The organism is Bradyrhizobium guangzhouense, from assembly GCF_004114955.1.
In the GTDB taxonomy this organism is placed as follows: domain Bacteria; phylum Pseudomonadota; class Alphaproteobacteria; order Rhizobiales; family Xanthobacteraceae; genus Bradyrhizobium; species Bradyrhizobium guangzhouense.
In genome coordinates this window covers 6,189,260-6,202,175 of record NZ_CP030053.1, presented here as the reverse complement: position 1 = coordinate 6,202,175, position 12,916 = coordinate 6,189,260, and the positions used below count along the sequence as shown (strand labels likewise).

The following is a 12,916-nucleotide window of genomic DNA, read 5'->3' as shown; positions in this document are numbered from 1 at the left end:
CGCCGGGAATGGCAGCCTTAAGAAAGGGTTACTATCGCCCGCGGGCGCGGGCAGGTCCACGCCCGGACCATAACGGGGGCGTCCTAAAGCCGCGATAACCTTAATGGGACCGACCCCGCAAGGCGCCCCGTCGTTGCATCCGCAGGATTCGTGAGCCAGGTCGTCAGCCGCACGAGCAAGGCGCGGCACAACGCCTTCGTCATTGCGGGGCGCGACGAAGTCGCGAGCCCGGAATCCATTTCTCCACTGTCTCCGAGGCCCGATGGATTCCGAGCTCCCTCGCTCCGCTCAGGCCCCGGAATGACGTGCGCACCTCAACCCCCGGTGCCCCACCCCGGGAACCTCACCCCTGGGATTAAATTTTCGCAACGCACCCGCGGATCACATTGCGCCGCACAATGTTGACATGTTAGTGAGCCACAATACTGGCGCTGGACGAGCCATCTTGGGTAGTTCTGCGTATCCAGTCGTCGTACCCGCCACCTCGTAACAAGAAATGGCCCCGGTTGGCCGGCGGGCGCGCCAGAAGGCTCACTCCATTTTTCTTTAGCGTGAGGGACCAACATGACAGGTGCGACTGATCCGTTTTCTGCCTCGATCATCCCGTTCGAGGTTCCCGAGCAGGTGCGCGCATTCGCCGAAAAGGGCGTTTCGCAGGCCCGCGAAAACTACGCCAAGTTCAAGGACGCGGCTGAGACCCACAACGGCACCATCGAGGCCGTGTTCGCCTCCGTTCAAAAGGGTGCGAACGAGTACACCGCCAAGCTGATGGAATTCGCCAAGGCCAATACCACGGCCCATATGGATTTCACCCAGGAGCTGCTCGGCATGAAGTCGCCGACCGATGCGTTCCAGCTCTGGACCGGCCACGCCAAGACTCAGCTCGAGACCCTTCAGGCCCAGGCCAAGGAGCTGTTCGAGATCGCCCAGCGTTCCGCCAGCGCGACCGCCGAGCCGATCAAGGCCTCCGCCTCGAAGTTCTACCCGGCCGCCTGATCAAACCGGCGGATCGAGCAAGTTAGGAAACCCGGGCCCAAAGGCCCGGGTTTTTCTTACCTCTCCCGCCTGCGGGAGAGGTCGCGCCGAAGGCGCGGGTGAGGGCTCTCTCCTCTGGGGGATTTTCTCCACAAGCAGGCGAGACGAGCAGAACAACCCCACGGCCGCCATCAACCCCGATTTTTATCGCGCAGACCGCAATTTACCCCGGTTTTTCGACCCTCTGCGGCCTTGCCAAAAACCCCCGTTGCACCTAGTTTCCGCCCCGTCCAGCCCCCTTAGGCGTCAGGCCTTTTCAGGCAGCCCCAAGGCGCGGCTCGCAAGGATGCAGTTGTAGCTCAGTTGGTTAGAGCGCCTGTCTGTGGAACAGGAGGTCGGTGGTTCGAGCCCACCCAACTGTACCACCACTGCTAAATCACCCTGCAGTTCCAGTATCTTGCTGATAGACCTGACGTTTTTGCGCCTTGCAAAATACAAAAGGCGCTACAAATGGCATTGCGTATGGTCGGTCTGGTTCGAGCAAAAGGTGGCGGCTTCGTTGCTCGCAAGAGCATCCCTGCCGACGTCCGTGATGAGTACGCGCGCCTGTACAAGGTCCGATGGGAAGCACAGCTTCGCATCCCCGCAGGCACTCCGGCTCCCTTCGCGAAGACTCAGCACGGCGAGTGGTTGGCCGAGATTGAAACGCGCATCGCGGCGCTTCGAGCGCAGCAGAATGGTGAGGGTCAACCGCTTACTCGTCTCAACGCTATAGCTCTTGCAGGCCGCTGGTACGTTTGGTTCGTGAGGCAACACGAGGCCAATCCCGGTCCAGTAAAATACTGGAAGGAATTCGGTGACCACCTCACGTGGAATGTCCTCTATCCTGAGGCGCCCGACAGCTTCCTCGAAAATTCCAAGGCTGATCGTAATTGGGAGTGGGCGAAGGAGCCGGAGGTGCGCGAGGCGGTGAGGCCGCAAGTAGCCGAGCTGGCGCGCGTAGCGACCTTCCTAGCCGGCGAAGGAATGGCGCTCAACTCGACCGCCTATGCGCTGTTCGTGGACGCCGTAAGCGACAACTTGATGCCCGCTATCTCAGTGCTGCAAAAGCGCGCGAGCGGTGACTACTCACGCGATGACAACCCGGACACTTTCCCGGCATTCACCGATGGCCCCGTGAGAGCTTCGGGCGTGAGCTGCTGGGAATTGTTTGAAGCGTTCGTCCTTGCGGTCAAGCCCGCCGACAAGACGGTGATCAGATGGCGTGCCGTGTTCCTTGAGATGCAACGCCAGTTTGCCGAGGTCGGCGCAAATGGCATCACGGAGGACGCTGCGCGCGACTGGATACGGGGCCTGATCGGCGAAGAACGTCAGGCCATAACTGTTCGTGAGATTTGGTTGTCCTCTGCCCGTCGTGTGTTCGGCTGGGCGCGCGAGCACAAGAAAATTGGACAAAATCCGTTCAAGGAAGTTCGCGTCGATGTTCCGCGCAAGGCGCAGACACGAGAAGATGGCCGGAGCTTCACGGACGCTGAGGCAAAGATCATCCTCAACGCCAGCTTGGCCATTGAGAAGCCTATCACGCCCACAGAGAGAACTCGCCGCTGGGTGCCTTGGCTTTGTGCGTACTCCGGGGCAAGACCGGGCGAAATCACGCAGTTGCGCGGGATCGACATTGAGGATCGTAAGGGCCTCTACGTAATGAAGCTGACGCCCGAGGCCGGCACGATCAAGACCGGAAAGCCGCGTGTTGTGCCCATCCACGAACACCTGATTGCTCAAGGTTTCATTGAGATGATCAAGCAGGTTGGGAAGGGTGCACTGTTCTACAATGACAAGACACCGCAACGGCCCATTGTAGATCCGCTGAAGCCCCCGCGGCCTCGGTCTGACACCGCGCGCGCTCATCTGGGAACTTGGGTTCGTGAGTTGGGTGTCGATGATCCTCACATCAGCCCGAACCATGCTTGGCGTCACACGTTCAAGCGCATTGCTGACGAAGCCGGGATACCGGAGAAGATGAACGACGCCATCACGGGTCATACACAAGCCACTGAAGGGCGGAAGTACGGGACGCCCAATGTGACCGCGATGGCAGACGCTCTAAAGAAGTTCCCGCGCTACTCTCTGGAATGAATTGGTCGTCCATCAGGGGCTGCTTGCGCACCAACCGCAGGCAAACAAAGAAAATCCACGACGACAGGAAGAAATGACTTCAGCTTCAATCGACCAAGAAGAACTTCAAGCCGCGAAACACGCCCGCTTGCGCGCACATCCCATCTCAGAAGAGGCCGAGCTGCTCGTTAGCTCCTTAGCGAACATGGTGGACGAGCATGCTCTTGCGACGGGTGCACGAACCAACAAGCGGCAGAGCACCACGGAAAAACTCAGGTATGCCGTTGGGGCGTTCTTGGCGGACCTTCTTCGGCCGTACGGCCAGAATGAGCCAGACCCCAACCCGTGGGTCTATCGAAGCATGCACGCAAAGTCCTTTACGGGAGCCAAGGTTTCCTTCCGAACCTTCGTGCAGCTCGTGGATGGCTTCCAGCGTCTCGCGCTGCTCGAACACATCGACGGCCACAAGGTCTCCAGGGATGACAGGGGAAAGTTCGCGGCTCGTTTTCGTGCAACACCCGCTCTGCTGTGCTTTTCGAAGGAACGGTCTGTCAATCCTGCGAGCGTGCATGATCACTTCGAGTTCGAGTATGACCTCCCGAAGGTGGTGTTGGAGCTTCGAGCGGCCAAGGAAGTCTCTTACTGGGCGACGAGTAGGCCACCGGGAAAGCCAATGCCGTTCGAGAGAGATGGCATAACCAGCGCTATCGAAGGCAATGTGCGGGAGCTGAACGAATTCTTCGCGCAACACAAGCTGCGCGGTGGTGAGCACCATGGCTACGTGCGGATCTTCCACAATGGCGATGATCCCAGCTTCTTTTGGAACATGGGCGGGCGGCTCTATAGCCAGCACTTCTCCGACAGCTACCAGGTTATGAGCGGTCACAAACGGCTGAAGATGACTATCGATGGTGAGCCGGTCGCGGAGATAGACATTCGGGCAAGCTACCTCACAATCTTCCTGTCTTTGCGTGGCGTCCAGCTGCCCGAAGGTGATCCTTATGAGCTGCCCGGCCTTGGGCCTGAGCACCGCAGCTCAGTGAAGGCTTGGATGGTTGCTACGTTCGGCAATGCGAAACCCATCGTTCGATGGCCACCGCGCATGCTTCAGAAGTTCCCGGAGCTGAAGCAACACCGCGTCTCAACCATCACGAAAGCGGCTCTTGCCAAGTATCCCGCTCTTGAGACTTGGGGCCAACCACTTCGCCATGCCACCAACGGCTGGGCGGGTCTGATGTGGTTTGAAAGCAATGTGATGATTACGACGATGTTGCAGTTGAAGAGGGAACATCAGATACCGAGCCTGAGCGTCCACGACAGCCTGATCGTACCGGCCCACAAAGCCGATACAGCACATGAGATACTCAAGGAAACGTTTCGGTCTCAGTTGGAAGCAACACCTCTGTTAAAAATCAACCGTCCAACTCTTCCCTGAGAAGACAGGGGGGCAAGAGGGGAAGCCACAGGGGGGATACAAGGGAGAGGGGGAATGGTGATTGATGATGGTAGAGAAGGCAGAGGAGCTACACAGGTACACTGGAAACGTTTTATCAGTTTATGACCATTGGGAGTGTTGTCGGTTGCGGCTCCGGTGGACCCGAGGCACCCCGAGAAGTCAATGACCGGGTGGGGTGCTACGCTCAGCCGCCTGAGCAGGGCCCCCCTGAGCCTCCACCTGCGGCCCCGGCTGGTTGACTCCCAGTATCCAAAATTGAACCACGGGCCTTCCTAAGGCCTCCGAGAAGCACCCCAGAGGTGACGTAACGACCATGCATGTCAGCAAGAACGATACCCTCGCCGGACTTCCCTTGATCAAAATACGCGACTTCCTGCGAAACTACCCTCAAGGGCACAACATCACCGCTGCTTCTGCAGAAGCCGACTTGGGGCTCACGTCCGCCCAAGCCCAGACCGTTCTTCAAGCGATTGCCGACGCCGGGTTCATTGAGGCCAAGCAGGAAGTGCAGGGCGGCGGAGTTGGGGGAAAGTACTCCCTGACAGCCCTTGGTTCACGCCTGTGTGTAGCCCGGTTCGTTAAGCGGATCACTCGGGCCAAAGCGGATGCCTTGGTAGCACAGATGTTGGAGCGCGTGACTGAAATCAACGAGCGAGACGAGCTTGTCTTCCGGGTCAAGCGGGTTCGTGCGTTCGGGTCGTATGCGAGCGATGCACCGGAAGTCGGCGATGTTGATTTGGCCGTTGATTTGGAGCCGCGGCATCCGGACAGAGACATCATTGAGCAGCTTTTGGCGCGTGCCGTCGCCTCTGGGAAGCGCCTGAACACCTACATGGCTCAATTGGGGTACGGTGAACAGGAGGTCCAGCAACTGCTGAAAGGCCGCAGTCCTTACCTTTCCATTCAGAGCGGTGATTGTCCGGAAAAGTTCGGCGTTCCCGCCATCGACCTGTTTTCCGCAGCTTAGCCTGACTGGGCTCGCACTGTTGTCACCTCGGCGACGGCGAGCCCCTTGAAGCCGAAGATTTTGAAATGGGGGCGGCAGGGCGGCAAAATAGGATCCGGGTGTGTCGGAGAGGCTCATGAAGGGCGGCGAACATTGCAGGGGTCCGATCCTTCCAGCCATCTGCTCGCCGGGGAACCCTTGCGCCATTCTACCGCCTGCGAAATGATACTACCTGCAACACAGGTGGCATCGGGGCAGCGAATGTCAGACCTTGGCGAGGTCAGCCGTAAGCTCGTCGCAGTCTTCGCAGCGGACGTGGAGGGCTACAGTCGGCTCATGGGCACCGATGAGGTCGGCACGCTAAAGGGGCTCACCGAGCGACGCACGATCCTCGACAAGCTCATTGGTGACAACAGGGGCCGCATAGCCAACACGGCGGGCGACAGCGTTCTTGCTGAGTTCGGGAGCGCAGTGGATGCGGTGCAGTGTGCGGTGGAGGCTCAGGCAGCGCTGGCTGAAGCGAACGCAGGTGTCCCGTTCGACAAGCGGATCAACTTCCGCATGGGTGTCCACATTGGTGACGTGATGGTGCGGGCAGGGGACCTGTTCGGTGACGGCGTGAACATTGCGGCACGGCTGCAGACGTTAGCCAAGGCGGGCACCGTGTGCATTTCGGGGGCTGCTTACGACCAAGTGAGGAAAGTCCTGCCGCTGACCTTTACAGACCTCGGTTCGCAACAGGTGAAGAACATCGACGAGCCGATCAGAGTTTATCAGATTGGATCAGTAGTGGATGTCGGGCCAACGGTCGAACACTCAGGCACCCTCCCGCTGCCTGACAAGCCCTCATTGGCCGTGTTGCCCTTCCAGAACATGAGCGGTGATCCCGAGCAGGAATACTTCGCTGACGGTATGGCGGAGGACATCATCACCGCGCTCTCCCGGTTCACGACCTTGTTCGTAATTGCCCGAAATTCGAGCTTCACATTCAAGGGCAAGTCCGTCGATGTACGGCATGTCGGACGCGAACTCGGAGTTCGATATGTACTCGAAGGCAGTATCAGGCGAGCTGGAGGCCGTCTGCGGATCACCGCTCAACTGATCGACGCGGCACACAACAAGCATGTTTGGGCCGAAAGGCTCGATGGTGACATCGGCGATATTTTCGATCTTCAAGATGCGCTGACCGCCAAGATTGTCAACTCAGTTTCTCTTTGGGTAGAGAAGGCTGAACTCGAACGAGTAAGAACAAAGCCGACAACGGACCTTGATGCCTATGAGCTTTACGTCAAGGGCATGGCCTTGCAACGGTATGAGCGGCGTTTCGAAGAGGCATACCGTCTTTTTGTTCAGGCTTTTACCTTAGACCCCGGTTACGCGGCTGCTTACGCGATGGCTGGCTATACCCTCTGCTTTCAACACATTTCCTACGGCTCACCCATCCCACCGGAAGTTCGGTCCGAGGCACTCGGGTTGGCCCAGAAGGTAGCTACGCTGCCTCACGAGGACGCTCATGCGTTGGCGAGAGCGGCTCATATCCTGTCTTTCATCGGCCAACAGTATGACTTGGCGAAGGAGCTTGCTGATCGTGCCGTGACCCTGAACCCCAGTCATGGCTACTGTTGGATGTCGAGAGGCTGGGTGTCGATCAATTATGGTGAGGCGGAAGCGGCTATCGAATGTTTCATGAGGGTTCTCAGACTTGATCCTCTCGACCCACACCAAGCCTACGCTTGGACTGGCCTTGCGTGTGCCTATAACGCTCTGGAGCAGTACGAGACAGGCTTTCAGTGGGCCATGAAGGCCGTCGAAGCACACCCGCTCATGTACACGCTCGCATACTTAGTCATCAACGCTGTCCCGGCAGGACGAATGATCGAGGCCCGCGATGCGCTGTCAAAAATGCTGCGCTTTCGTCCAGATTTGACGGTCAGAGACACTCTTCAGCTGTGCCTGACAAAGGATACCGCTTGGCTTGAGCGCATGGCTCGAGCATTCCGAGAAGTTGGGCTCCCAGAATAGCCGCTACACCCCGCTTCAGGGGCTTCGAATAGGGGGCTTGCCCGAGTGATCCCGTGGACGACGTTGCTTCCTGTGGCGACCACGCGCCCTGTGAACCTCGGCGGCGGCTTGCCCCTTGAAGCCGAAGATTTTGAAATGGGGGCGCCGGCTTGGCCGATTTAGGATCCAGTGCCTTCGGAGAGGCTCATCAAGGGAGCCTCAACGGCGCTCTTTTCAGTCGTCTGCCTGCCATGGCCGGAAGACCAGACTGAGCGCGCTGAACACCGCTGCGACCAGAGGGGGCTCATTTGCCTTGTCCCTCCGCTGTGTCGCTGATGACGCGTCCAGAGGCCCGTGCGAGCATCAGCTTGATTGCCGTTGGAGCGTACGGTCTTCCTGTCTTCGTGGTGTGCCCAGCCTCTGCAAGCGCGGTCGAGATTTCCCTGAGTGACCGTTTGCCACCCTTCGGCCTCGTGCGGGCCAGCCTGCGGGCAAGCTCAACCGTCTCGGGGCGTTCCTCGCCAATGGACTTGCGTCCCTCGACCTTCAATCCGGTGCGACGCTTCCGATCCCGAGCACCTTTCAGTTTAGCCACGAGCATCGCCTTCTCAAATTCTGAGATGGCTCCGAGCACCTGTCTGATAAGCCGTGCGGTGGGCGTGTCGTCCAGGAACGACGTAGGGCTATCGGCGGCGATCAAGTCGAAGCCTCTGGCCTTCAGCATCGCGAAGCCAACCTCCTGCACCATCAGGTCACGCGCGAAGCGATTGGCCGTCTCGACGATTATGGTCTTGGTGCCGTTAGCTTCTAAGGCCTCAAGCATACCAGCGAAGCCGGGGCGAGTGTCGATAGGGTCAGAACCCTTCACAGCCTCATCATGGTAGGTCCCGACCAACTCGATACCGCTGCGTCTTGCGAAGGCTTCGATGGCTTGGAGCTGCCTACGGCCGCTGTCCTTGTCCTCGCCAATGTTCGCCGCTGATGAGGTCCTCAGATAGGCAAATGCCTTGACAGATTTGGACGATTTTACCATGACTTGCGTGCCTCTTTCGTATCTTATTCCTGAGAAATAGATACAATCGGCTTGGCTGTCAATCTGCCGACGCCCGCGTTCCGATGACTATGTTCCGGGCCTCTTTTCTTTGCGCAGTGGTCTTATACTCTCATGTCCCACAACCTGTGGCCGAGGGGGCAGCAGTGGCCTCGAAGAAGCCGAAACCAATTGTGCTAGAGCAAATCGCGCAAGCGGGATGCGGTGAACTGCTTGAGGTCGCTCTGTTTGTGCCTCAAGGCGCCAATGAGCAAGACTTTCTGCTTGGTGCTGATGTTCGCTTTGGCACTATGACAGTCTCTTCGGAAGACTGGTCGAAATCGGTGGAGATTGGTTTGGCGCGAGCGACGTTGGGTTTGGAACTCAACGGCTGTGAAGTTGATCCTGCAGCGCATCGGTTCGGCGATAGAAAACCCAGTTCTGCAAAGACCCATGTTCAGCATACGCAAGCGTCTGTTGCGAGTAGCCACACCAGCGGCAAGGGCTCTCTGGGAGTGGGTGTTAAGGGAACGGCGTCTGCGCGGGGCGAAGGTAGTCTAGCTTTTAGCGTCGGAGCTGCGAAGGATAGCCGAGCTGCGACAACTGAAACTCAAACCGCGGATTTGCGTGAGGAGCCGGTCGTAGCGATGTCAGGAAATCGCTGGCGGTTCTCTGCGGTGGTGGATGACTATATGCAATCGCGTTACGCCGGCGATGAGGCACTCTGCAAATTGCGCGTTACATCACGAAGCGTAAAGGTGGAAGGACGCCTCACGTTTTTGCCGAAGGATATTGTCTTGATAGATGTCGAAGCTCCTGCTTCGTTCATTGACCGCTTCAAAAAGTCTCCGAACCAAACTGCTATTGCGAAAGTGTTGTTGGCCAAGCATCTCCGAGAAATCAACCAAGCAACCGAGAAAGCCGGCGTGTCATCAATCGTAGGCTGGACTTCAGTGCTCGCAGGCGATGTGAAGAGCGATGACTGACTCATTGAGGGCGCTATTTGCACTGTTGGAGACTGAAGAAGAGGATTTTGGCAGGCTCGCAGAGCGTTTCGGCATCGATCCGGCTATAGATCTGCAAAATTGTGATCTGACGGGCGTCGATTTTGGTGCCTTGAAGGCTGATACGCTCAATTTGACTGGAGCCGAACTAAGTGGAGCTAACCTCACGAAAGTGAGGTGCCGAAGCATCATTGGCGTGGACGGCTCCGCGACCGGAAGTCCTGTTGGCCCACTTGTAGAAGTGCTCACTGCAATCTCGCGTTACCAAAACGCCGATTGGGCCATCAATCAAATCTTTCAGTCGGTCACTGAAAATCACGCCTCGCCAGTATTGGCATTTTACCACACGGCCGCGGAGCAGGATCTGCTAACTAAGCGTGTGTGTGCCCATTTCGGCGATGGTTCGCATGTACAAGAAGGCTTCAATGCTCACGCCTCTGGGACGAAGCTGCTTTGGTTTTACTCGAAAGCAGAGCGCTCTCAATTCAAGCTGAACCCCGCCTCGCTAGATAAGTCGTTCTTCGAAACCCTGCGTTCGAGTAACAAGTCCGCAGATATCGGGATCTATCCATACAGGGCCAATCAGTCTGCCATAGAGCGCATCCGCGACGGGGTTCATCCAGGCACCTATGATCAGATGCGGAGCGAATTCGTTCGGGGTCTCCGGAGAGAGCTAGAGATGCGTGTCTTGAATGGGAGCAGGGCCAAGGACAGGAGCATGCTCATTTTTTCTGGTTTCCCACCCATCTCGAAGCGATTTTACGAGCAGCTCCGTGAAAACATCTCTGGCCGACTGTACCTCATTTTTCTTTGCTCATCCAATTGGCAACCGGAGTATCTGCGCGGCAAAGGGCTTCATTGGCGGCGCGTTGCGATCCCCCGTTATTCTATCGGCGAGCCTTTGACTGCCGAGGAAGACATTGGGCGGTTAGTTCGGCGCATAGGTGTGGCGTCTGGTGGCCGCATTCACATCGATGAAACTATGACGCAATGGATGGCAGAGTGGGTTGGGAAGCCGCTAGTCGAGTTCAAACGGGAGCTTACCCGAGAGCTGAGCAAGGCGGTGGCTAGAGGTGGGTAAGGAGGAAGTTCTGCTCACAAGGTCGTAGTGATTTGGTTGCATTGCAGCTTGCTTTCTCTTGTGCCGTGTTGAAGAAAGGTTCTAGGACGGGCTGAGGGTGCTGCAAATTGATCCAGCTTTCTTATTTCGAAGTCGATGGCCTTTTTGGCCTCTTCAATCACCGCATTACGTTCAGAACCAAAGAGCGCATAACAATCATTCATGCGCCGAACGGGTTCGGTAAAACGGCCGTTCTAAAGATGATCGCGGGTTTTTTTGGAGGCTCGCTTCTCGTATTTCGACAGTACGAATTTTCTGTAGCTCGTTTCATCTTCAGCGATGGAAGATCCGTCCGGATTGAGCAAACTACAGTTGAGACGAACGACAGGCGCCGCCCCTATGAACGACGCTATGACCTTTATTTTGATTTAGACGGCGGAGAGCTTGAAAGATGGTCGCCGTGGGATCAGAAAAACTTGGAGGATCTTCCAGAGCGGCTGAGATACGACATCGCCGTTTCCGATGGTCGCCTGCTTCGTGATCCTAGAACGGGACAGGTTCTTGACCCAGCAGAGGCTTGGGAACGCTTCGCCCATTTTTATCCGCGTGCGCACAGGGCATCTCTGCCTAAGAGGATCGAAGAAACGCGTCAACTATTTGACTGCCGCCTGATAGACACACAGCGTTTGATGGTGCGTTCAGATCGCACGAGTAGTCGTCCGGATGCAAAAATCGACTTCATACCTGCTGTTCTCACCTTCTCTCAGGATGTGTCGCAAGCGATCAAAAACGCAATCCAACAATCGGCAGCCATAACCCAATCCTTGGATCAAACTTTCCCCAATCGCCTATTGGCTCGCGGTAAGGGTACGTTCAAGCCGTTGCCGGAAGGCCCGCTCCGCGCGAGGTTGGCAGATTTGCTAAAGCTCCGTGCCCGCTTGCGGAAAGCAGGTCTGCTGGACAAAGGTGAAGAAGACACGGTGTTGTCCCCTGTTGCGTTCGACCACAACACCCGTCGCATCTTGACGCTTTACTTGTTTGACTCCGTTCAAAAGCTGGAAGTCTTCAACGAGCTATTGGCGAAAATCGAAACCTTTTTGGGCATTATCAATAGGCGCTTTCAATTCAAGCAGCTCGCTTTGGACAAGGACAAGGGCTTCGTGCTGATCGACTTCAGAGGAGAGTCGCTGGAGCCAAATGATCTGTCCTCTGGAGAACAGCACGAGCTGGTGTTGATCTACGAGCTGCTTTTCAAGACTAAGCCAAACTCTCTGCTGTTGATCGATGAGCCGGAGATATCCCTTCACATCGCTTGGCAGAAACATGTGCTGCCTGACCTGAAGCAGATCATCTCGCTTGCTCCGATGGACGTAATTTTGGCGACGCATTCGCCGCAACTAGCAAGCGGTAGCTTGGGTTTGATCGAAACTCTCAAAGCACCGGCCTCGAAATAGCATGTTCGAAGATATTACGCCTGAAGCACTGGCTGCCGAAGTGTTGTTCCTGCGAACACAGACCCCAGAGTCGTCAATTGTCTTGCTAGAAGGCGACTCTGATGTCCGGCTCTTTGAAGGTTTGCTGGAGGTCGACATAAGCAACCTGGTGAACTGTTTTGGGAAGGAAAATGTTCTGCTGACCATCGATTTGGTCGATCAAAGCGGTCTTCGAGGTGTACTCGCAATCGTTGATGCTGATTTTGCGGCTATACTTGAAACGACTTTTACGTCCCCGAATATTGTTCAGAGTGATTTCCACGATTTCGAAGTTGTTCTGTTCAATTCCTCCGCCTTGGATCGACTCCTGATTGAAGACGGCTCGAAAGATAAAATTAAGAAGCTTCAGCAGACGACAACCGTTCGTGCCTTTCTTATCCACGCCTGCTCGCAACTTGGTTGCTTGAGGCTGTACTCGCAGAAGACGAACGCTAATCTCAAATTCAAGGGCTTGAAGTATAGGTTCCTCGGGAGGAAGCTCGAGATTGATTTGGACGAAATTGTCAAAGAAGTATTTGATCACTCGAACAAGCACACGGGGCTCGATGAGGCGAAAGCGTTCATAACGAACTTCACTTTTGCAGAGGTGGACCTAAATCACCTTGTTTGCGGTCACGATCTCATCGCTGCGCTAGGGGTTGCACTTCAATCCGTGATCGGTTCGAGAAACGCCGTTCACTGTTCGGTGCCAGAGCTTGAGTCGAAGTTGCGCCTAGGTTTCTCACGCGAGGATTTCTCGAAGACAAAAGTTTACGCGGAGATTAGGGCTTGGGAGCAACGTAACGATCCATTTCGTATTTTGCATTGAGCTGGGGCTCACAAATCGCGAAAGACGT

Annotated in this window: 10 protein-coding genes and 1 tRNA gene; 10 read left to right on the top strand and 1 reads right to left on the bottom strand. The window is 56.4% G+C overall.

The annotated features are described in order from the left end of the window. The first annotated feature begins 564 nt into the window (after positions 1 to 564). The 6 genes from XH91_RS29535 (at position 565) to XH91_RS29510 (ending at position 7,514) form a co-directional block, all read left to right on the top strand. The gene (locus XH91_RS29535; protein ID WP_128953856.1) at positions 565 to 996 is read left to right on the top strand and encodes a phasin; all 432 of its coding nucleotides are present in this window, start codon (positions 565 to 567) and stop codon (positions 994 to 996) included. A 327-nt stretch (positions 997 to 1,323) separates the two neighbouring features. Beyond that, positions 1,324 to 1,400: transfer RNA gene (locus XH91_RS29530), tRNA-His, on the top strand. Between the two features lie 85 nt (positions 1,401 to 1,485). Beyond that, entirely contained in the window at positions 1,486 to 3,111 is a 1,626-nt protein-coding gene (locus XH91_RS29525; protein ID WP_128953855.1) for a tyrosine-type recombinase/integrase, read from the top strand. Position 3,112: 1 nt separating this feature from the next. Beyond that, positions 3,113 to 4,525, top strand: a complete 1,413-nt coding sequence (locus XH91_RS29520) for a hypothetical protein (RefSeq protein WP_128953854.1) — start codon at positions 3,113 to 3,115, stop codon at positions 4,523 to 4,525. A gap of 334 nt (positions 4,526 to 4,859) precedes the next feature. Further along, positions 4,860 to 5,513 (top strand): hypothetical protein, encoded by a 654-nt coding sequence (locus tag XH91_RS29515; RefSeq protein ID WP_128953853.1) that lies wholly within the window; start codon positions 4,860 to 4,862, stop codon positions 5,511 to 5,513. Positions 5,514 to 5,558: 45 nt separating this feature from the next. Beyond that, positions 5,559 to 7,514, top strand: a complete 1,956-nt coding sequence (locus tag XH91_RS29510) for an adenylate/guanylate cyclase domain-containing protein (RefSeq protein ID WP_128953852.1) — start codon at positions 5,559 to 5,561, stop codon at positions 7,512 to 7,514. A 283-nt stretch (positions 7,515 to 7,797) separates the two neighbouring features. Here the strand turns inward: XH91_RS29510 and XH91_RS29505 are convergent, their stop codons facing one another. Then, a complete protein-coding gene (locus XH91_RS29505) occupies positions 7,798 to 8,526 on the bottom strand; it encodes a recombinase family protein (protein WP_128953851.1) in 729 nt (242 codons plus the stop codon). A 164-nt stretch (positions 8,527 to 8,690) separates the two neighbouring features. On the opposite strand from XH91_RS29505, the gene XH91_RS29500 reads away from it, so the two are divergent. The 4 genes from XH91_RS29500 to XH91_RS29485 all read left to right on the top strand — a co-directional run bounded on the left by XH91_RS29500 (position 8,691) and on the right by XH91_RS29485 (position 12,888). Next, complete coding sequence (locus XH91_RS29500; RefSeq protein WP_128953850.1) at positions 8,691 to 9,509, top strand: hypothetical protein; 819 nt, start codon at positions 8,691 to 8,693, stop codon at positions 9,507 to 9,509. Continuing rightward, positions 9,502 to 10,608 (top strand): pentapeptide repeat-containing protein, encoded by a 1,107-nt coding sequence (locus XH91_RS29495; RefSeq protein WP_128953849.1) that lies wholly within the window; start codon positions 9,502 to 9,504, stop codon positions 10,606 to 10,608. The genes XH91_RS29500 and XH91_RS29495 overlap by 8 nt, the downstream gene beginning before the upstream one ends. Positions 10,609 to 10,715: 107 nt before the next feature. Next, positions 10,716 to 12,041, top strand: coding sequence for an AAA family ATPase (locus XH91_RS29490; RefSeq protein WP_128953848.1), 1,326 nt, complete (start codon positions 10,716 to 10,718; stop codon positions 12,039 to 12,041). 1 nt (position 12,042) lies between these two features. Beyond that, a complete protein-coding gene (locus tag XH91_RS29485) occupies positions 12,043 to 12,888 on the top strand; it encodes a DUF4435 domain-containing protein (protein ID WP_128953847.1) in 846 nt (281 codons plus the stop codon). The last annotated feature ends 28 nt before the right edge of the window (positions 12,889 to 12,916 follow it).